Here is a 21483-nt window from a genome sequence, read left to right as displayed (position 1 = left end):
CCCGACGGTCCTAGTCGTGCGGGGTGCTCTCCTCCGCCATAGGCGGATGTACACCCCTCCGGCTGTGGATCAACTCCGTTAGTGCTGCCATGGCCTGCCGCATTGCAGCACACCGAAGGTCGCTTGCTGATTGATCCTTGCGGGTGACGCGCGGCTCTGCGAGGATCGCCGCCCACAAGCGCTCAAGATCTGAAGTGTGGGGCAGAGTAGCAATCAACGAGTGCAGGCCATACTCGAGGGCTTTGATGTAACCCAAGGCAGCTTGTGTCTCAATTTCGCAGCGTTCCACTCTTTGCTGCAACATTTCCGAGTGGTCATTCATGACGAGCGCTGCTGTTGTTGCTGTTCAGAGCTATCCGGCGAGAAGCCAATTGCCCGTCTTGGAGGACGCATTCCAGCACGTTCGATTTCCAGTGCGAGAAGCACCTCAACTTGGTCCAGCACTTCACGCACGGCCGCATTTGCAGCGGCGTCATGGTGCTTGCTGCGCACATGCAAGCTCATCAGCGACGCGAGCTGTACACGAAGCACCTGACGTTCAGTGAGTGGCAACTGGTCAATCATCAGTGCCAAAGTGGCCGTGGGTACGTGCGCGCTGCGGAGGCCAATTTCGATAGGAGACAACGTGTGGCTCGCAAGGTCTTCAATCACAACGTCACTCATAACGGTGTCCTCGTCAGTAGGTTCCCAGTGACAAGGATGATCCCGCGCGGATGCTCAAACCATGCAACAAGTCCGAAATTGCAGATTAGACGGCCGGGTCAGGCAGGTAGCGCACCGATGGCCGCTTTGAGCCGCTGGAGCAGTTCGTTTAAGGAAACCAAGTGAGATGCGACACCATCCCTGAGTATGGCGGCATGGATGATCCGTAGCTCCAAGGCTCCGGATTCCGCCATGATTGATCCCAATCCACCACCAATGCGGTGTAATAGCTGCTCGCAGGACTCAGTGTCGAGCCCTTCGACGGCCCGTTCCAGTGCATCTATGTCATCCAGGCAGAGTCTGCGGAAGGAGGTCAACATGCTGAGAGCCAGCCCCGACGGCCCGAAGACCTCTTGCAGTTGCTCTACACTAAGAAGACCGAAGTCTGCGACCTGCTCACTATTTCGGTCACGGAGTGCCTGCCCGGTGGTCGCCTGGAGTTTTCGTTCTGCCCTCTTCTTGCGCGGCAACCAGCGCTCTATGGACGCACGTAGCGCATCTAGCGAGACTGGCTTGGCAAGCAGCTCATCTATACCCGCCTTGGCGGCGCGGTCCGCTTCGTTCGTTAAAGTACTGGCGGTTATCGCAACGATAGCCATTCGCTCTCCATCGCCCTCTCCTTCCCGAACCCTCCGAGCTAGCGTGTAGCCATCAAGTACGGGCATCTGGCAGTCGGTCACGATGAGGTCGAAGCAGTCGTTCTGCAAAGCAGACATAGCCTGAGCACCGTCCTCCACGATTAAGAAGTCCAGGTGCAGCTGCTGCATACGCCAGCGCATTAGTTCCCGGTTTGTCTCGTGATCCTCGGCGACCAGCACCTTCCAGCGACCTCCGTCACCTGGTGGATCAATGCTCACGACAGCAGAACGATGCAGGGGCTCGACAGCGCACTCTTCTTCCCCCCCAACGTCTGATAGGGGCAGCGATAACGAGAACGTGGCTGACGTGCCCTTGCCTTGCTCGCTATCCAGCGTCAGCTCACCGCCCATTAGGGAAGCCAACCGGCGACTAATGCTTAGCCCTAGCCCCGTGCCGCCGTACTGGCGGGTGATGGATGGCTCGGCCTGCGTAAAGGGGTCGAAGATGCGCTGCATCTGTTCTTGAGATATGCCAATGCCAGTGTCAGATACACAGATGCGTATCCGCTGAGCTGCGGCTTCGCTCGCATCCACGGTAATCGCAACCTTGACTATCCCCTGCGCAGTGAACTTGATCGCGTTACCCACCAAGTTGAACAATATCTGCTTCACGCGTATTTCATCGGCCAGGTGGCGGCTAGCGAGATGAGGTCCGATCTCGGTAGACAGTAGCAGCCCCTTGCTAGCTGCACCACCGGCGAACATCTCTATTGTGGCTGATGCCAGCTCCCGCAAATCCACTGACCGCAGCGCCAGTGTGAGTGCATTGGCCTCAATCTTTGAGAAGTCCAGCGTGTCATCTAGCAGCTGTCGTAGCATGGCAGCCGACCGTTCCATCGTCGCTAGGATTGCTGTCTGCTCCTCATTCAACCGCGTGTGACTCAATACCTCGAGCATCCCAACTATGCCGGCCATTGGAGTACGGATTTCGTGGCTCATTGTTGCAAGGAAGTCGGCCTTGACTTGGCCGGCCCTCTCCGCTTCGGCCTTTGCCGCGCTGAGCGCCTCAGACTGCTCATGCGCATCGGTGACATCTACCCAGTAGCCGATCCAGTCCACGCCTGCCTCCTGACTCTCCATTGGCTCGCCTTTGGAGTAGACCCAGCGCCACCCTCCTGGAGACAACGTACGAAACTGGAAGGATAGGCCGCCACCTGTAGTAGCCGCATGTCCAGCTTCAGCATTGATTCGTTCCCGATCATCTGGGTGGATCCGCTCAAATGCCAATCGCTCATCGTTGAGCGCATCTTCCAGATCAACACCGAACAACGAATAGAAGTCGCCTGCGATGAAAGGAAAGCTATATGTGCCATCGGATGAACGGTGAAGTTGGTACACCACTGCCGGCAAGCGTCGAGTCACTCGCGCTAGACGGTCCTCTGCCAAGCGACGCTGCACAACCTCTCTACGGAGGCGCACATGTCCGCCCGCATGAACGATCCCTGCCGTCAGAAGGACAAGCGCCACAGGCGCTCCCCATAGCAGCACCTGCCTCCAGTCAATCGCCGGGCGGAAGTCAATAGCCAGCCAATCGCCTCTGATCGCCTCGTGCTCACGCGCTGGCATCGCTGTCAGCATCTGATCGAAGGCCGTCACGAGGGAGGCCTGGTCTCGTCCTGCCGAGAGCACCAATCGATCATCAATGCCAGCCGGCGCGGCGATCTGTAGCCTGCCGGCGTAGGTGTCACGGAGAATACGGTCTATCACTGCCAAATTCCCGATGGATGCATCAGCGCGCGCGTCATTCACCATTCGCAACGCCCCTGATGTATCAGCAGCTCGGACGATCTTCGCCTGCGGCGCCTGGGCGAGGAGAAGCGGGCCAATTCGGTCTGGGTCAGATAGCGCAACGCGTCGCCCGTTGAGGTCGCGTAGGTCGATGACCCGAGGCGATGCAATGGAGGTGACTACTACGTTGGAGACGGTCAAGAACGGTTCGCTGACGTGCCTGCCGTAACGTAAGTCCTGCGCGCTATCCGATACCGCAATTGCGGCATCCAGACGCCCATCACTCAGTGCCTGCCGCATGTCCTGCCACCGGTCGAACGCAACGACCTTCAGGTTGCGCGCGCCGGCCTGCACGAATCGCTCCAGGTACTCGCCTGCAATTCCGGAAGGCTCTCCATGGCCGTCGATGAAAGCAATCGGCATCCAGCTCTTCATCACCCCGAGCCGAACCGGCCTCGCGAGGGCCTCGCGCTCCTGGATGGAGAACCGCAGCCCAGCCGCTTTACTCCATTCAAGTGGATCCAGCCACTTTACTCGCAGTGCGCTGAGACTCGCATCGGGCAGAACCGCTAGCGCTGCGTCCAGCGCTTCTACAAGTGGCTGTTTAGCGTTTGGAACCCCGAAATGCAGGCTGGTCGGTCCCAAGTCGGCTGGCTGGAGCAACTCAAGGTTTGCGAACTCTGGTTCACTTGCGAAACGCTGGATTACGTAGGCATTGCCGACGTAGAAGTCAGCGTCGCCGGAGGAGACGAGTGCTAGAGCTTCACTGCTACTTCCTGTTTCAACATAGAGAGAATCCGGATACCGCTCGCGTACTCTCATCCCGGTGACATGGTCACGCTCAATTGCTATGCGTAGCCCTGCCAGGTCTGGCGTAGCCTCCGCCCGACCGTCTTTCCGACGCGAGGCGATCCCCAAGGGCGCTGACGCATAGGCGCGGGTAAATACCATGCAGTGGGTTCGCTCCGAAGTCAGGACCAAATCCATCACTACGTCAATCTCGCCGGAGCAAGCTGCCTCCAGTACCTCGTTCCAATTCCTGTAGACCTTAGGCTCCAGAGTCAGGCCTAAGCTGTCGGCCGCCGCCTGCAACGTCTCCGGTGCAAGTCCTTCTGGACGCCCATTCCGGACAGTCTCAAACGGTGGCCATTCGTTGTTGTACACTCCGACCCGTATCTTGGGATGAGCCCGTACCCAGGCTTGCTGCTGCTCGGTGAGGGATATCTGGGCATTTTGCGCGCCTGCGACATCGCACGCCAACGCTGCAAGGAGGAGCATCGTCCTTCCGATAAATTGCAGTGTGTGCACTGTTCCTCCTCAAGGTTTTTCAGCAATTCCTGAATGTGGAGCCACGAACCAAGCCATGGAACTTCGCATTATTCTGGCTGACGACCATCCTATTGTCTTGATCGGTGCTCGTGCAGTCATCGAATCCAGTGGGGTTGGCCGCGTCGTGGCCGAGGCATCTGGAACTACTGAGCTGCTACAAGTCCTGGGTGATCACGCCTGCGACGTGCTGGTTACGGATTTCGCTATGCCTGGCGGGGAGCAGGCCGACGGTATCGCAATGCTCAGCCTTATCAGAAGGCGCTACCCAGCTCTACCAATCGTCATGCTAAGCATGGCAAGCAATATCGGAATCCTCCGTTTGGTGCACTCGATTGGCGTTTTGGGCCTGATAGACAAGAGCAGTTCGCTGCGGGAAATACCAGACGCAATACTTGCAGCGAAGCGAGGCCAACCATACATTTGCAGAGGCATCACCAGCCGTTTGAACGATTTTGGTGAATCAGACTCAATCGCTTTCGCTGGGAAGCAGCCTACACCTAAAGAACTGGAGGTGATGCGACTGCTTGGCACTGGCCTCACAGTGACCGAGATTGCGGCAAAGCTAAATCGAAGTGTCACGACGATTAGCCGGCAGAAAGGTGACGCCATGCGGAAACTCGGCGTTACTAACGAAGCGGAGTTCTTCGCGTTTCTGCGCAGTCATGGCTTGAGCGAGTAATCGGGACGGGATAATTCTCCTGAATCCATTTGCTAGCTATTGAAAACTGGCACGCCACTCGAACCTCCAGCCCAGTTAAAGCGTCACCTATGGCGGTGAGGTTGAAAGTGAGCTACATAGGTTTGGGGTGGACTCTCGCTTGGTAACGAACAGGACGTGGTCGTGGTCGTGGTACTTAGCGACCTCTGGACCCGGCGCAACCCCGTGTTGAGCACGTTTCATTAATATCTAACCGCGGCAGTAGTGCTGTCTTCACCACTGGGTATCACCACAGCACTTCAAGCCGAGACTATCGGCGGGATATGGGCGGTGCATCTTGTGATGTCCCGACTAGTTTCGCGGAGCACCCAAGGGGTTACGTTGTCGCTTACCGCGTGGGATCCTAAGGCGTCGGCTCCTGGTCGGACTTCGATTCTTCCAGGTCTTTTGGTAACCCCGTACAGGGATCGAGAGATCTTCTGGTAGCGAGATCGGTTATCTCCGCCTCACTGAGGCTTGGCGGCTCGGACGTAGGGCTAGGTGACCACAAGAAGGTGCCATCCCAAGCATCGAGCTCAGCAGGCGGAAGAGGAACAATGACGTCTAGGTCAGGAACTTTTGCGCCATCATTGAGCATAAGCAGCATCCTCACCCGCTCGTAGCGGCTTGCTCGCTCGCGGTCTTGGCTATCACTATCGTTTCTGCGACTACGCAACTCAAAGATGCTCTTAAGCCTTGCGACCGCATACGTGTTGCCTTGAATGGTCAAAGCATGAAGAAGCTCGATATTGCTCTCTGATTTCCCGCCGGCGCTCCCTCGTTCTGCTAACTCGTATCGAGCCCGTTGGTCCCCGGCCACGGCGGCGCAGGTAAGAAGTGACATAACCAACCCGCTACCGGACTTCTTCGCACCGAACGCACGCCCACTGACAGTGGACGGATCAAGAAGATTAACAGCCCTCATCTGCCCATCCACGCTACCTAAGCTTGCGGCTTTAAGGTACAAAGGAAGCGCAGTTGCAGGCGAACATCCCATCATTTCGATATTTCCGAGCGTTACTATTGCATCCACCGATCCCGCCGCCAGCATTTGATCAAGCAGCTTCTGTCTCTCCTCATCCCGACTAACTTGGCGGCGGTCAAGCACCCCACTATAGGTATCGGAGGTGCTCCAAGACAGCACGTTACGCAACGCCTTGGCTGCTCGGATATCCCCGTGAGCCACTCCAATTCGATAATAACGAGTGAGCTTCTGCACTGCGACTACAGCGTCTTGATTGTTCACCGGTAGCTGAGCGCCGGCCTCAAGGTGCTGGGCGAAGCGGTACAACCGTTCCACGTCAGCCTCTACGACTCCATCACCCTCCACTTGGGTAACACATTTGAATTCCGGTCCAGGCGCAGCGGTTTCTTTCGCTCTACATTTGGCCGCAGTCATCGTGGATATTAGGAGAAATCCGATCACCAGGATGTTTCTAGCTTTTTGCGGCGCGGATACGCAAGCACATGCAGCGGGCTGGTTCATCAGGGGCGTTCTCGCTCGTGCATCCGCCGCGCTTCGCTATAAGCTCTAGGTAGTCGCTGCATTCTCATCCAGCGGGCGATTAGTGCACCGAAGATGATAGATAGCGCCAGCCAGGCACCTAACATAACGGCGACAGCTATCAATGCGCTGATCATTCTTTCACCCGACCAAGGTTGATCGATCCACATGCCACCACCTTTCGCACAGCCCACTGCTCGACGCGGCTACCGTGCGTCGGGCCGCCTGCCATGATGCCCACCCAAAGTCTCATAAATGACAACCTGTGATCTAACGGTAAAGTGCGCCCAACCTGAGGTCGCTCAACCGCCCCATACGCATGCCGGAATCATGAGCGATGTAAAGCGCCGTATGAAGAGCAACGATAGACATAGCACCGATGATGAGCCAAAGCCGCCGGCTCGAGAACACTTCATCGGCTGGCTGTGCCCTATACGGCACGCCTTCGAACGATGCGAGCGATAGACGCCCGACGTGCCGCAAGCCCTTTTGTCCATCCCATCGTTAAGGATAAACAAGGGATAAAATGACTTGTCCACTGATCATACCCGGCACAACCGGCGTACCCGCATCCAGGCGACGCAACGTCACCGAAATTGGGAAAGATAGCCCACCGGTGCCGTTGATAACCCCGTTTTGCAGGCTGAACCCCGTAAATTCGCCGCCCAAATTCCTTGCCCATTCAAGGCCGACACCGCTTACGTACCCATCACCTTTCTCCAACGTGATCAATTTGGTCGTGTTGGTCGGATTTCTTGCGTCGTGGGCATGCACCCTCGGTTGAACTAACATCGCATGGGATTGGCACGACTGAAGAGGCACGTCAAAGGTAAAGGTCCGTCCCTGGAGGGTCACGTCGCGAGCACTTAGGCTTCCCAAGGAAAGGGGGACGTCGTTGTTCAAGGTGCATGTCGCGAAAATAGCCACCCCTAAGTCAGCGAACCCATGCTTGGTCATCAAGGATGGTTGGAAGCCACCTTCGGACGTCCCGGCCCCGATCTTAACCATGTCACTCTCAGCAAGAAGAGGACGATAGTTACCGCGGATCGCCGCCCGACGCAGGAGACGCCGTCGAATGGTGAAGGTCACCGTGGTTCGGTCGGTTGGACTGATGGAGCCCATTGAGACGTTCGAAGACACAACCGGTTGGAAGTGACCGTTGCCCGAAATATCAACCTCTAAAATCATCGTAAATACATGATCTTTGAAATCGAGCGAGGCGCCCGGGTTGACAACACTTACGGACGTGTAGCTCTGCCCCTCGAAATTGATCGTTGTCCAACTCGAGGCAAACCTGTACGAGCCGATACGCACCTCCAGCGGCGTGCCATCCGGGATGCCGGCAGCCGGGCTGCAGTCAAACGTGTAAACCGTTTCAATCGAATTAACTACGTGGTATTCCGGTCCTGCATCTTGAACGGACTGCCCACCCACAGCCATCTTGGCAGGATCGATCGTGTTAAGAGACGCACATGCGACTGCGTGAGCCTTGGGGTGGAGCATTATCCAAGCCAAAAGGGCCCAAATGACGATGTTCTTCATGGCGCATACCTTAAAGGACAGTACGGAAACGGTTAGAGGAAGGGTGGGAGCGAAAGGACGTCCCTTACTTACGGAGCGCGTCATCGCTGTGCCGTCGTCGTCGACGCGATGCAGGGCAAAGCCATCACGTCGCCGGTAGACGGCGATGCATCCAGAGCGGGCACGACGACTTGGCATCGCAGGGCCGCATCGCTCGTCTGCACGTTGAGCACTTCGCCCTCGGCCAACGAGTGCACCAGCACGACATTGCCCTGGCCCACGGTGCCGCGCAGGGCACCGGACGTGTCCGTGACCGGCGCACCAAAAAATGCAGCGCCCTCGCCCGTGTGATCCAGACGGATGAGGCGGTTTTTCGTTCCGGTCACCTGGTAGGTCAATCGCACCACCGCGCCGGCGCGCGGCACGGTACGCTGCACGCTGCTATCAAATTCGATCATGTCCTGCGCGGTGCCCGTATCCACGCTGACGCTGTTCATGCGGTACGGGCGAAGGTTGTTCACGATGGCGTAGCCGCGGTGATCGACGACGGCGCTGGAGCTGGTGAGCGTGGCCCCGGCGGCATCCTTCGCATCGACGATGCCGATCGTTCCAGAAAGTGACGGTGCCAGGGTGACGCCGCCTGCATGGAGCACGAGGCCGCCGGACATGGCCGCGGACGTCTGATCCGAGCGCGACGTATGGCTGTGACTGCCGTTGAGCTGGGCCCACGGTCCGCGGTAGCTGGCTCCGGCGGTGTAGTCGTGACCGTCCTGGCTGCCCTTGGCCACCGAGGCGTTGTAGGCCAGGCGTCCGGTGTCGCCGACCGCGCCATTGATGCCCGCACGCCAGTCGTCATGATCAGTCCCTTGATAACGGCTCAGCGACAGCTGCGTACCGGAGCGCCCTGCATCGCCCAGCGGAATGGACACGCTCAAGTTAATCTGATGATCCGTACGGCCGAAGGCATCCTGGCTGCGGCCGCCGGCGATGGCGTACGAGGCGCGTCGCACGGTACCGGAGTAGCCCAGTTGATAGTTCGTTTCGCGACCGGACCTCGCCCAGTAATCGTTGCTGGAGCCGGAAAAAAACAATGAACCGGCCTGACAGGGCAGTGTCTGGCTCACGGTCAGCTGCAACGTGTTGCGGCGCTGCTGCAATACCTGCGTTGCGCCATCGTGACCGGTCGCCCATGACGGACCGGCAAGCACCGTCGCTGCATCACGCAGGGTGTAGAACCCGGAACTGGAGAAGCGGTACGCGGCAACCGCGACGCTCGTTCCTGAGGTCGCCAGACTCTTGCTGTACGTCGCGCGGATGCTTCGACCTGAGCGCGTATGCACCGGCGCCTGGGGGCGAAGGATCGAATGGGTCAGGTCGACGGAGAACGCGCCGACCGAAGTGTTAATCGCCGCGCCGGTCAGCGCCGACATGTAGCTGGAACGCTCAGCGACCTGGGCGCCGCCGAAGAGCGTGACGGCATTGCTGATACCACGCTGGTAGGTACCTTCAGCAAAGCGAAGGTGACGGCCACCACCATAGTCCTGCGTTTGACCCGCCGTCGCCGAATAGCGATACAGGCCCGGGCGAAGCAGGCGCGGTACGAAGGAGAACGGCACGGTAAAACGGTTGATGCTGCCATCGGTCTCGAAGACCGTCACTTCGAAGTCGCCGGCAAAACCCGTGGCATGCAGATCGTCGATCTCGAACGCACCCGGCGCGACGCTTGCCTGGTAGACGACGTAACCGGACTGGCGCACTTCGACCTTGGCGTTGGAGCGCGCGATGCCACGCACGACCGGGGCGTAGCCGATCTGCGAATCGGGCAGCATGCGATCGTCGCTGGCCAACTGCACGCCATCAAAGCCGATCGACTCGTAGAGTTCACCGGACGTATTGGAGCGGCCCAGCAGCAGCTGGGAGCGCCACGAAATCACGTCGCGCTGCGCGTAGCCGGCGATGGAGCCCAAATGGTTCTGGCCGCGCTGCGACCATGAATACGATGCATCGTGATGCAAACGCCAGCTACCGAGGCTCAAGCCGCTGGACAAACGCAGATAGCCCTGCAACGTATCGCGACCCGGGCCGCCGGTGCGACGGTACACGTTGGTCGAATAGGCGACGGTGGCCGCCGTTTCGCCGTTATCCCACAGCGACGGGTCGACGTAGCCGCGCGGGGTAGCAACCAGCGCCACTTGCGGGATCGAGAGCTGCAGCTCCAGCTTGTCCGGCACGAAGGTCGCCGACGCAGATTCCATGAGTGACGGCAGGTCCAGGCAACCCTCGCCCACGCCAGCCACGGGGCTGACGAGGACATTGCCCCGCGCATCGGCGCCGGGCAACCGCACGCCCAGTGTCGTCAGCAAGGCCGACGTCAGGCACGGCGTGGCGTTGCGATCACCGTCCATGACGCGGAGATTGACCGTGAAACGGCCGATGCGGGTGCGATTGACGAAGACGTCGGCCTCGTAGGCGCCGGCCGGGAGTGCCTGGCCACGCTCGAAGCGGCCCAGGTCACCGGCCATGCTGCCCACGAAGGACGCGTTGAACGACACGGCTGCCGGCTCCATGGCCGGCGAGGGCGAAGGCGCCGCCTGGCTGACGCTCGGCACGACCAGGGCCACGGCGATCGCGAGACCTAACGGCCGAAGCGTGGCGGTGATCTGATCGGTCCAGCGGGATGAGGGAGTCGTGGTCATAGTCTGCTGTCAGTGGCGGGCATGCAGCACCGCCCGGCGGTGTTACCGCGGTAGGTACGTGGAAGGGGCGCAACGACGGCCCGGCGCGCCGCCGGGAGGGCGTGGGCGATGACTAGGGCGCGCTGGCCACGGCGGTGGGTGCGGCCAGCCGGCCCTGGCCATCAATCAGTCCGCCGTGGTCACTGACCCAGCGCACGGCGAACGTGGCGCTGGCCGGCAATGCCTTGGGTAAAGGAAAGCGTTTCGTGGCAAACGGTGCCACCATCTCGCCCTCAAGCAGGGTGCCGTCGGCCAGCGTGACGTTGGCCACCGATACGTAGTACGCCGCCGCGTTGCGGGCTTCGAGGAAGGCTTTGCCCTGGTCGTGGACCATGATCCAGACGAGCGACTTGGCCGCCTGCTCCGGTGTGCCCGGCAACTTCGCCGGGCGCAGAAAAATTTTCAGTCGCGTACGAATAGCGAACTGCAGGGTGCTGGTCGTGCTGTCCTCTGAGGAGGGCGGTACGTCCAGGATATTGATGTAGTAGACCGTTTCACGATCGGTAGCGGGCGTCTGGCCCAGGTGCATCAGGCGCAGGGCCTGGCCGTGCTCCGGTTCCATGCGCGCAAGCGGCGGCGTGACCAGGAACGGCGCGGTGACTTTGCTCGGGTCGGCGTCGGCGTCGCCGTCGTCCACCCATGCTTTGACCAGGTGCGGCACCTTGCCCGTGTTGACGACATTGACCGTGACGCTGCGCTGGCCGACCGGGTAGATCACCCGCGTGGCATTGACCTGGATCGTCGCGCTGGCCACGGCCGGCAGCAACATCATCAGACTCAGCGCAAGAGAAGCAAATCGGTATGTACGGCGCATGGCAACCACCTCAAGTGAAAGGAAACCTCGACCGGGACATCCCGGCCGAGGTGCGTGCATCAGTTGTACGAAAGGGTGTACTCAACGGTCGTGGACACGTCGCCCTGCCCGGCCGCACCGCCCGAAGCGCGGTAGCGGGCGGTCATCGGGAACTCGTTGTCACCCGTGGCATTGACGGCAAAATCGATCTTGTCGTTGGCCAGGTGCAGCGGCGTACCGGCCGACACCAGCTCTACTTCGACGTTGGCGGCCGTGCCGGTGTTGGTCAGGCGACCCGTCGTCGGGTTGATGTTGGCGCCGGAGAACGCCATCTTGCCGAGCTTGCCCGACTGACCGACGCAATCCGCGCCGCCATCCAGCTTCAGGCTGAAATCGGTATCGCCGTTGGTGGCACCGTCGGTACCCAGAGCGGACGTTGCCAGCTCGGGCAACTTGATTTCGATGGCTTTCGCCGCGCCCTCGGCGCCGGTGCCCGGGCCCACGATGCAAGTGGTGGCGGTGATGTCGCCGGTGAAGGTGATGGTGCCGTCGGCGGCGCTGGCGGCCATCGAGGCCACGAGTGCGGTGCCCGCAAAGGCAAGACGCAGGGTAGAAAGGTTCATGTGCGGTCCTTGAAATAAAACGGTCTGATTGGCATGCGGTGTACGTCGCCCCCTGCGCGTCGCGCGGGACCCTACACCTGCGATTGAATGTCGATGGGCGAATCACCCTCGACGCGACCGGCCCTGCATCAGGGTGGTCTCCGAGCACTGCCACCCTGGCATGTGCAGCTCGCCGGACATTCCGGACGGCTGGCTCGTCTCCCTCAGGGGATGCGAACCTCTTGAATGACACGATACGGGTCCACCGAGAGCCGCGATGTAGTTATCGGCTCAAATGACGCCGACACCGTGTAGGCCCTCACCTACACGCACGTCGCGGCCCGTCGATCTTGTCCTCGGGTTGCCTCTCGGCCACAGCCCCACGGTTCGCCAAAAAGCACAAAGGCCTCGTGAGAGGCCTTGTGGATGTGTCAGGGCATGGGTTGGAGTGACGAATTAAACGCTCGCCACCGGCCATCGGCACCTTCCAGACTCACCGCGACGGTGCGCCCGGCCATCTGCAGTTTGTGGGCGCGCCGTGCAGCGTAGAGGATGGCGTCAATGCGTGAATCGAACTCGCGCTCGGCGATATCGCCAATGTTGAGCGAAGTGGCTAGGCATACGACATCCTTCAGGCACACGCCGTCCTGCACACATCTGGAGAGCGTGAGGTCGATCGATGCAGTGGGCCGCGCAGCGCGGCGAGAGACGTGCTCCATGACCCAACGGTGGGACGACGAAGCGAGTTGGCCATCCTTGGCCACAGTCCGTTGGGTATCGGCGTTCTACAGGGGGAAGATCCCGCCGATCCGGTAACGATACGGATACCCAGCCTGAGCGTCCGTAGCTATTTCCTCAAACGTCCCGCGTGTATGGCGGTTACGGCGCCGGGGCGTCGATCAAGCCTTGCGCCTCATCGATCCATGTCGCCAACGCCTGGGTGAATCGTTCCACGGCCGCGGCGGACACCGATGGATCCGCCCCCTCCTGAAGCGTCGCCTCGACCTGGCGCCCCAAGGCCACCAGAGCACCCCGGTCGAACATCGCCAGGGCGCCGATCGTTCGATGGATCCAGGCGGCTGTCGTGCGACGATCCCAACGCTCGCCGTCGGTTGGTCTGTCCTTTCGAGCCGCGGACACGACCAGGCTAAGCACGTGAAGGGCCGTGGCGCGATCACCAAAGTCTTCCATGGCCGAGGCCAGGTTCACCTGACCGGTGAAGCCCTCCGTCGGTTCGGGCCGCTGCGCCAAGGTCGACGGCGACCCGCCGCCCGGCATGGGAGCACCTGCGTCAAAGTACGGGTGAAGCGCCTGATACAAGGCGGGCAATCGCATGGGCTTACTCAGCCGAAGATCAAAGATCCCGGCGTCGTCCGCCGCATCGGTGCCCACGGTCGCCGACAACAGCATGATCGGCACGCGCGCACGTCGATCGGTCGCCTCCTGGGCGCGCCACTGTCGCGCCCAGGCATCGCCATTGAGTGTGGTCAGGAACAGGTCGGTGATCACCACCCCAAAGGAGGTCGCCGTCAGCTGCGTGAGTGCCTCCGGCCCATCGTCGACGATGCAGTAGGTCAAGCCGAGCGCCGCAAGCTGGCGACCGATCAGTTCGCGGTTCACCACATGATCTTCGACCACCAGCACGTCGGCTGCCCAACCCTGAGCCACGGCGCGGGAGACCAGCGTCGGCACGCCCGTAACCGCGTCCGCCGCCGCCCGCTGAGGAAGCAACAATTGCAGGGCGAGCTGCAGCGCGCGCGGACTGACCGGATGGGCCGACACGGTAACGGCGTTGCCGTCCGCCTCGTAACCTGAGGTCAACAGGCGTGTCGTCACGTTAAGCCGAGGCAGGCCGGCGTCCTCGGACGAAGCGTCATCGTCGATCTGCACCCCCGCACCGGCCACCGCTGAGGTCACGCACGACAGGCCCATGCGCCCAAGCGCGCCCATCACTGCCGCGACCGCCGGCGAGGGCACCTCCGGGCAGGCCACGAGCACTCCGGCGAACTCGCTCGCGAGGGGCGAACCATCGACTGCGCATCGCAAGCTCAACGTGACCGTCGTTCCCTGCCCCACGCGACTGTCGAGCGTTAACGCGCCGCCCATCAGCGTTGCCAACCGCTGGCAGATGGCCAAACCCAGGCCACTGCCGCCAAACTGGCGGTGGATGGATGGGTCGGCCTGCGTGAATGCGGCGAACAAACGCGACTGACGGTCATCGGCGATGCCCATGCCGGTATCGGTCACGGCCAGCGCGATCACCTGGTGCCCCTCGCGATCGATGGCCTCGGCATGTAGCGCGACGGTAATCGAACCTGCGTGGGTGAATTTGATGGCGTTGCTGAGGAGGTTCGACAGGATCTGCCGGACGCGCGTCGGATCGGTACGGTGCAAGCCCGCTACGGCGGCGTCGATGGCGATATTCACCTGAAGGCCTTTGCTCGCCGCGTCCGCCAGCAGGCCACCGACCGTACGGTCGATGAGATCCGGAAGGTCGGTGGGGAGCAGTTCCAGGGCGATGCGACCTTCGTCCAACTGGGTGAAGTCGAGCACGTCGTCCAGGATGCGTTGAAGGCTGCTCGCCGAGTCGTCGACCACAGCGAGCAAGTGCGCTTGCTCGGCATTCAACGGGGTATGGCCCAGCAATTCGAGCATGCCCGTGACGCCGTTCATCGGCGTGCGGATTTCATGGCTCATCGTGGCCAGGAACCGCCCCTTCGCCGATGCCGCAACTTCCGCGGCAGCCCGGGCCTGCTCCAGCGCCGCCGCCTGATCCACCAGATCGGTAATGTCGATCCAGTACCCGCTCCACGTGGTCTCCCCATCGGTGCGGCTCAACGGTGTCGCCGACGAGCGAATCCAGCGAATACCTGCCGCAAGCTGCACCCGAAATTCCACCTGCATGGGCGTCATGGTCGCCGACGACGCGTCGACGGCGGCCGTGATCATCGTCCGGTCGTCCGGCAGTACTTTGGCAAACGCCGCGTGCTCGTCGGCCACGATCTGCGCGCTACTAAGGTCAAACAAAGGCTCGGCTTGGCCCGCCACCATCGTGAACACCCGACGGCCATCCCGATAACGGATGAGCTGGAACACCACGGCGGGCAACGTGTCGGTTACTTCCGTGAAGCGCTGTCGCGTTTCGTCCGTGACCGCTTCGGCGACCTGCCGCCGGCGCACTTCGCGGCGCAACCGCACGTAAGCGACGATCACCCCGCCGAGCAGAAGCACGAGTACCAGCACGGGCAGTCCGAACCGCCGTACCAGTTCGCCGAGGGGTACCGAGGTGCTGTACGCATGCTGGATCCAAGTCGCGCGAAGCCGCGCCTCGACGTCGGTGGGCATGTTCTCCAGCGCGCGATTGAGCAGGGGCACGAGCCATACGGCCCGTGGCGCCACCAGGAAGGTCACGTCCGCTTCCTGACGGGGCGCCGCCGCGACTTTGAGCACCCCCGAATACTGGTGCTGCAGGAACGGATCCACCACCGCCAGATTGGCGATGTACGCATCCAGGCTCCCGTCGGCTACCGCCGCTAGCCCCTGTGCCGGCGTCTCCACGCGGTCGACCGTCGCGCCCACCTCCTGACTCAATCCCTCGAGGATCGTGGTGGCGTAGCGGCCGACCGCGACGCGGCGGCCCCGCAGCGCGCTGACATCGCCCACCACCGGCTCATCCCGCCGCATGACGGCGACCAGCGGCACCCGAATGATCGGCAGGGTCGACGCGGAACCTGGCAGGTCATGGGCCACGACGGGCGCGCCAATGATCAGGTCGAGCATGCCCGCCCGCGCCTGGCGGAGCGCAAGCGCGGCATCGGCGACCGGGGTGAACTGCAGTCGCAGACCCAGCACGCGCCCCACGGTGCGCAAGACGTCCGGTGCCAGGCCCGCCGCTTGCCCGTAGTGATCGGTGAAGCTTAAGGGCTCGGCACCCGGGTCGTAGCCCACCCGGAGCATGGGCGAGGCGCGCAGCGCCGCCTCCTCCTCGGTGGACCGCGGGACGGTCCAGTGCGCCGAGTCCCCCGTCCGCCCCAACCAACGCTCCCGCAACCACGCATGGTCATCGCCGGTCAGACCCGCGAGCCCCTCATCGAGCGCCGGTGCCAGCCACGCGGCGTTATGGCTCACGCCGAACCGTAAGGTGTCGAACGGCAGGGCGGTGGCACCCACCACATGCAAATCACCGGCGGCCATGTGCGCGATCAGGGCACGGGCGGTGTACGCGTTGGTGACGAAGGCATCGGCGTGTCCGTCGCGCACCGCTTCCATGGCCGCCTGGCTGGACGGTACGTCGACCATGGTGGCTTGCGGATAGATGGTCGGCAGCACCGGCGTCAGGGCAAAGGCCTCGACCGCCGCGATGCGGGCATGTGCCAGGTCCGCGTGATCGCGAATCGCCGAGGACTGGCGCGCCACGATGACCGGCAGCGCCTCAAAGTACGATTGCGAGTAAACCATGCAGGCGCGGCGATCTTCGGTCGGGGCGATGCTCATCACGACATCGACCTCACCGCGGCACATCGCGGCATACAGGTCCGGCCAGGTCGGATACAGCACGACCTCGCTTGCCAGACCCCGCGCGTGCAACGCCCGCGTCAGGTAGTCCCACGACAAGCCACTGACGGATTTGCCGTTCACGATCTCGAAGGGCGGCCAGCCGTTGGCGAAAACGCCGACCTGGACAGGGCGCGACACCGCCGGCGCGACCGCCGCACCGCTCACGGTCGGCGCGGCGATCGATGGGACACCGTTCATGACCAACGCCCATGCAAGTAGCACACGCGCCCAGAAAGGCGAGTGCTGCGCCGTCCGCGGTGATCCGTTGCCCGGACGCAGGCGGTGCATTGCGTTTACCGCACACGCCCCAGCGAACATCCACGACCTAAGCGATGCGTACCCGCGATGCCGGCCCCATGCGATTGAGGAAATAGCCATGCTTGGAGCCTCGCGCAGTAGGCACACTACACTTCTCATGGAATGCGGATGGCGCAGATGACCGACTTATCTTTCCTTGCCGGACGCGACAGCTCGCTGGAACTCATTATCCGTGCGTTGATCGCCACGCACCCGGATCCGTTGCATTTCAACCAGGCGCTGTCCAACTTTGCCACTGCCGCGCCCGACACGCGCGGCGCCCGGGATCTGGTGGCCTTCACCGAAGGCTGGTTGGCCGTCACGGTCCCCGTCATGCGCGCCACCGACGAATCGCATGAAGGGTTTGCCCGCGAGGTGTTTCCGTAATGCAACGTCATGCCAACCCGGTACGCCGGGCGTAGTCGATCAGTTCCTCATCGGATTGAATCGCCAACCGTTTCATGGCATCGCGCTTTTGACGGCTCACCGTCTTATTGCTTCGGTGAAGGCGGTCGGCAATCTCGCCCAGCGTCATCCCTTCGGCAATCATCCGCACGACATCGATCTCCTTGGGTGTCAGCTGGCTTCCCGGCGCATCGACGTTCATGGCATCGGCGGCTTCAAGCGCCGCTACGATACCGGCACTGCGGTACCAGCCACCGGCCACGGTCTGCCGCACCGCCTCCACCATCTCCGCCAGCGGCGCGGCCTTGTCGCACATCCCCTGACATCCCTGCGCGGCGATTGCGCGCAGTGCGACCGGGTTCGCGATCATCGTCATCACGATGACAATGCGGTTCGGATATAGGCGCCGGATACGGCTGAGCATGTTCAGCCCGTCGGCCACCGCGTCGTCGGGCATGGCGAAATCCGTGATCACGATATCCCACTCAACCGTCGACAAGTGCGCGAAAAGCTCGCCCGGCGTCGCCGCCTGGGCCACCACGGTCACGTCTCCGCCACGCTCGAGCATGATCGCCATGCCGACCCGCATCGCGGGGTGATCATCGGCCAGCACGATGCGGATCATCAGGCATCCCCCGCCGTGTCGTCCAGATGACGAATGTAGTCGTGCAAGTCGCTGTTGTTGGTCAGACCCACTTTGGCCATCGCGCGTTGTTTGAGCGTACTGACGGTACTGAAGGAGCGCTCCAGCGCATCGGCCACCTCACGAAGGTTACGCCCTTCGCCGAGCAGCTTCAGCACCGCTCGCTCGCTCGGGCTTAATTTCGCGCTCTTGATGATGGCGCCCTTGGGCACCCGGACATGGAGGGTATCGACCAGGCTGGCGAAGGTCTCCGAAATAAACGTGTCCCCGGCGACGGCCCGTCGCAGCGCGCCCGGCAGCACGCGAAGGGGCTCGCTCTTGTCGACCAGCGCGCGCACGCCGCAATCGCGCATCGCCTGCAATACCACCGGCCGCCGGATCATGGTCAAGACCACGACGGGGAGCGTGGGGTACGTCGTGGTCACGTACTCCAGGTAGTCCAGGCCGTCCTCGAAGCGCACGCCAGGCATGGCGAAATCCGTTACCAGCGCATCGGGCACCGCCGTGGCCAGCAGGGCCAGCACTTCGTCGCTGGTAGCGCCCTCGCCAGTCACCACGAACTCGCTGGATGCCAGCGCTGCGGCAACGCCGCCACGCACCGCCTCGTGATCGTCCGCCGTGTAAATGTCGTGCCGAAATGCCATGCGAACCTCACCGTCGTCAGCCAAGTCCCGAAGTACCTCATGCCCATCACGAGCTCGCGCTCACCGCGCCTCGATTTGAGGATATTGCCACGTTCGCTCTTCACCCGCCGTACTAGGGTCAAACCAACGCCGGTGCACTATCGCACCTTGCCCTGAGGCTCCGGGGAAGGACGAGGTGCGGCGTTGAAGCGACGTTCACCACAAGGGGGTGGGAACGCGCAAGCAGAAGGGGAAGCCATTCATGATCCAATGGACCTGTGTTTTTGCCGGTGGCCCTGACCACGGCCGCATTCATCGCCAGTGGGTACCGCGGTCCGTACTCAAACCGCTCGCGCCGCTGTCCAGCGATGGGGCACACTGTCCGCCCATGGTCGTTTCGTACGACCGGACGCGGTGCCATGCCATCTGCGTCCACCCGAAGGCCAACCCGGACGATGTGCAGTTGGCCGAACGTATTGCCCAATCCCTGGGCAAGCTCAACTACCGGCCGCGCCGCGCCTCGCCCTGACTAGGGCAAGCCGACCATGCGGTACTGCGCCGGCGACCGGCGCAGTACCTGGGGTCTTACTTATCTTTGTCGATAATCACGTTCGGGAACTTCGCCTGCACGCACTGTGCGTAGTCACCCTGACGAAACGCGTTATGCGCCGTCTGGTAGCCCACTAGCTGGCACTGGTAGCTCAGGCCGCCGACCGTACCGGCCGACCAGGACCAATCCATTTCCCAGTAGATGGGCAACGCACCGGCACCCTGTTCGTCGAACTGCTTCATCCCGGCGCAACCGAGCACTTCGCTTTCCTCGATCGGCACGCCGAGCTCGCGAGCAAACTGGCGGTAGTACGCAATACGGTTGACCGACTGCGCGTTCTCACCACTGCCGCCGCATTCCACGCCGCCGTTGATGATCTGCGTCGTCACGCCGAAACCGTGCTTCAGGCCATTGGCCAGATCGCGGTCGTTGGGCTGCCAGGTACCGTCGATCACATGGAGCATGGACGGCTTGGGCGGCTGCGGGTACACATAGAAGAATACGGCGCTGGCCAGGTTCAGCCAGGTATCGGCCACCAGGTCAGGACGGTCGAGCAAGGGGCGAACATCACCGTAGATCGCGTCGGAGAACGGACCGTAGTTGTAGTTATACGACAGCTGCTTGGCACCGCGCCCGAAGTAGCTCTTGAACGCGCCATCTTCGATGAACGTCCCGCAAGGCCACGCCTGACCCTGCCAGGTAGACGGCAGACATTCGCCGTTGTACCCATTGCGCATGGTTTCGGTCCAGCCCATCTCACGCACCCAGACCAGGCCCTGACGCCAATCGGGCACGCCCGCCTGCTCGCCGTTGTGGCCGCCGGTTTCCTGCGTAAAGTGCGCAAACATGGTCGCCAGCGACTTACGGCAGATGGCGTCGGAATCCCGACCGTCCTTGTACTCGGCGCAGAACGCGCTGAACTTGCCGATCGCTTTCAGGAAGCCGGTGTAGGTGTATTCCGGGGCGCGCTGCGGGAAGATGTATTCCCATTTTTCCGCCGTGATGATCGATTCGACCCGCTTGACGTTTTCCGGGTTGTCGGCGGCGCCCGGCTCAATCTTGGCCACCAGAGCGTTGTCGCGCGTAGCAATCGAGCGCTTGACCTCGGCCATAAGCGGATCGGACGTGAGCGCGGTTTCTTCATCGAGCAACTGGCTCAGCGGGATATGGACCGGCGGCAGCACGTTGTCGCCCGGCAGTTCGGGCTCGACCGGCGGCACCGGCGGTTCAACCGGCGGCTCGGACATGTCGTCGGTGTGCTCCCACGGGGAATCCTATGCGTTGGCCGCGGTGTCGACTTCGGCGGGCGACTGGCCGGGATTGGCCCACCACTTGGCCTTATAGGCCTTGTCCAGATAGACCACGACGGTACCGGCCGCATAGGACTCGGTGATGTCGTACGTAACCTGCTGAGGGGATGCCGCGTGGGCAAAGCCCGTAAAGGCGATCGAACCGGCGAGCAAACACGCCAGTAGTTTCCGATGTTTCATGAAATGTCCATCAATGGATAGCACGATGAGTCCGGCACGAGGAACACGCAGCCATGACCAGGCTCCGTTCAACGATTCCTCGACCATGTGTCGGCCTGCTCAATGCCACGCGTACGTGTGACACGTGACACGCCGCCGAGATGCGCGCACATACGCTCGTTGAAAGCCGACGGGCGGATGGTATCGACGCTACCCAGAGCGGTTCGTAGGCAAATACTCAAAGCACTTATCCGGCCAGCTCGAGGCGCTGACCGGAGACGGCTGGGTGGGTCGGGCCTGCGGCAGGTTAGTCATCCTTCTCATCACGGTCGGTCGTCGCCTCAATTTGTTCCGTCAGAGTCGCGAGCGCGTGCTGGAAGGCAGCGTCATATAGCGGCGTGGAATTCGCGTTGCCCGAGTGCTGGTCAGCAACTTCGGGCAGCACTTGTGACCACAGGCTAGCGAGCGTTGCGGGATCAGGATGAGCTGCAATGACCGCCCGAAGACCGTACTCGAGCGCCTTGAGACAGCCGCAGCTCGCCTGCAGCTCCAGTTCGCAGCGCTCCAAGCGGTGAATGATATCGGCGGAGAGGTCGTTCATAGGCTTCCAACGCAGGTCGAAACGCGATTGTAAAACCTCGGCCTCTTCGAAACCTGGACTGCCCAAGTCGAGGCGAATTGCCCTCGGAC

The 21483-nt window shown here is 61.9% G+C and carries 18 protein-coding genes; 3 read left to right on the top strand and 15 right to left on the bottom strand.

Translation table 11 applies throughout. The annotated features are described in order from the left end of the window. Positions 1–10: 10 nt before the first annotated feature. The 3 genes from H9654_RS08875 to H9654_RS08865 form a co-directional block, all read right to left on the bottom strand. Positions 11–322 (bottom strand): hypothetical protein, encoded by a 312-nt coding sequence (locus H9654_RS08875; protein WP_191770538.1) that lies wholly within the window; start codon positions 320–322, stop codon positions 11–13. Further along, positions 319–663 (bottom strand): hypothetical protein, encoded by a 345-nt coding sequence (locus H9654_RS08870; protein WP_191770537.1) that lies wholly within the window; start codon positions 661–663, stop codon positions 319–321. The genes H9654_RS08875 and H9654_RS08870 overlap by 4 nt, the downstream gene beginning before the upstream one ends. Before the next feature lie 98 nt (positions 664–761). Continuing rightward, entirely contained in the window at positions 762–4346 is a 3585-nt protein-coding gene (locus H9654_RS08865; protein ID WP_191770536.1) for an ATP-binding protein, read from the bottom strand. Between the two features lie 85 nt (positions 4347–4431). Here H9654_RS08865 and H9654_RS08860 point away from each other — a divergent pair, with 85 nt between their 5' ends. Then, positions 4432–5076, top strand: coding sequence for a response regulator (locus H9654_RS08860; RefSeq protein WP_191770535.1), 645 nt, complete (start codon positions 4432–4434; stop codon positions 5074–5076). Positions 5077–5458: 382 nt separating this feature from the next. On the opposite strand, the gene H9654_RS08855 is transcribed toward H9654_RS08860, so the two are convergent. From H9654_RS08855 to H9654_RS08825, 7 genes are all read right to left on the bottom strand, one after another. After that, positions 5459–6580 (bottom strand): DUF6396 domain-containing protein, encoded by a 1122-nt coding sequence (locus H9654_RS08855; RefSeq protein WP_191770534.1) that lies wholly within the window; start codon positions 6578–6580, stop codon positions 5459–5461. 522 nt (positions 6581–7102) lie between these two features. Further along, positions 7103–8140: a hypothetical protein gene (locus H9654_RS08850; protein ID WP_191770533.1), complete on the bottom strand. Its 1038-nt coding sequence runs from the start codon at positions 8138–8140 to the stop codon at positions 7103–7105. A gap of 80 nt (positions 8141–8220) precedes the next feature. Then, entirely contained in the window at positions 8221–10815 is a 2595-nt protein-coding gene (locus H9654_RS08845; RefSeq protein ID WP_191770532.1) for a fimbria/pilus outer membrane usher protein, read from the bottom strand. Positions 10816–10927: 112 nt separating this feature from the next. Further along, positions 10928–11668, bottom strand: a complete 741-nt coding sequence (locus H9654_RS08840) for a fimbrial biogenesis chaperone (RefSeq protein WP_225211962.1) — start codon at positions 11666–11668, stop codon at positions 10928–10930. A 59-nt stretch (positions 11669–11727) separates the two neighbouring features. Beyond that, complete coding sequence (locus tag H9654_RS08835) at positions 11728–12270, bottom strand: fimbrial protein (protein WP_191770530.1); 543 nt, start codon at positions 12268–12270, stop codon at positions 11728–11730. Between the two features lie 410 nt (positions 12271–12680). After that, entirely contained in the window at positions 12681–12968 is a 288-nt protein-coding gene (locus H9654_RS08830; RefSeq protein ID WP_191770529.1) for a hypothetical protein, read from the bottom strand. A gap of 160 nt (positions 12969–13128) precedes the next feature. After that, complete coding sequence (locus H9654_RS08825; protein ID WP_191770528.1) at positions 13129–17004, bottom strand: ATP-binding protein; 3876 nt, start codon at positions 17002–17004, stop codon at positions 13129–13131. Positions 17005–17232: 228 nt separating this feature from the next. Here H9654_RS08825 and H9654_RS08820 point away from each other — a divergent pair, with 228 nt between their 5' ends. Continuing rightward, the gene (locus H9654_RS08820) at positions 17233–17490 is read left to right on the top strand and encodes a hypothetical protein (protein ID WP_191770527.1); all 258 of its coding nucleotides are present in this window, start codon (positions 17233–17235) and stop codon (positions 17488–17490) included. 7 nt (positions 17491–17497) lie between these two features. Here the strand turns inward: H9654_RS08820 and H9654_RS08815 are convergent, their stop codons facing one another. Both H9654_RS08815 and H9654_RS08810 read right to left on the bottom strand, forming a co-directional pair. Continuing rightward, entirely contained in the window at positions 17498–18133 is a 636-nt protein-coding gene (locus H9654_RS08815) for a response regulator (RefSeq protein ID WP_191770526.1), read from the bottom strand. Then, positions 18133–18795, bottom strand: coding sequence for a response regulator (locus tag H9654_RS08810; RefSeq protein ID WP_191770525.1), 663 nt, complete (start codon positions 18793–18795; stop codon positions 18133–18135). The genes H9654_RS08815 and H9654_RS08810 overlap by 1 nt, the downstream gene beginning before the upstream one ends. 241 nt (positions 18796–19036) lie before the next feature. On the opposite strand from H9654_RS08810, the gene H9654_RS08805 reads away from it, so the two are divergent. Then, on the top strand, positions 19037–19303 hold the full coding sequence (locus tag H9654_RS08805; RefSeq protein WP_191770524.1) for a hypothetical protein: 267 nt from the start codon (positions 19037–19039) through the stop codon (positions 19301–19303). Positions 19304–19359: 56 nt separating this feature from the next. Here H9654_RS08805 and H9654_RS08800 read toward each other — a convergent pair whose 3' ends face one another. The 3 genes from H9654_RS08800 to H9654_RS08790 form a co-directional block, all read right to left on the bottom strand. Then, positions 19360–20571, bottom strand: a complete 1212-nt coding sequence (locus tag H9654_RS08800; RefSeq protein WP_191770523.1) for a chitinase — start codon at positions 20569–20571, stop codon at positions 19360–19362. Between the two features lie 27 nt (positions 20572–20598). After that, on the bottom strand, positions 20599–20901 hold the full coding sequence (locus H9654_RS08795) for a hypothetical protein (protein WP_191770522.1): 303 nt from the start codon (positions 20899–20901) through the stop codon (positions 20599–20601). 199 nt (positions 20902–21100) lie between these two features. Continuing rightward, on the bottom strand, positions 21101–21394 hold the full coding sequence (locus H9654_RS08790) for a hypothetical protein (RefSeq protein ID WP_191770521.1): 294 nt from the start codon (positions 21392–21394) through the stop codon (positions 21101–21103). Positions 21395–21483: the final 89 nt, after the last annotated feature.

Source organism: Stenotrophomonas lacuserhaii (genome assembly GCF_014836545.1).
GTDB lineage: Bacteria > Pseudomonadota > Gammaproteobacteria > Xanthomonadales > Xanthomonadaceae > Stenotrophomonas > Stenotrophomonas lacuserhaii.
The sequence above is the reverse complement of the archived record's forward strand: the minus strand, read 5'-3'. Positions and strand labels throughout refer to the sequence as shown.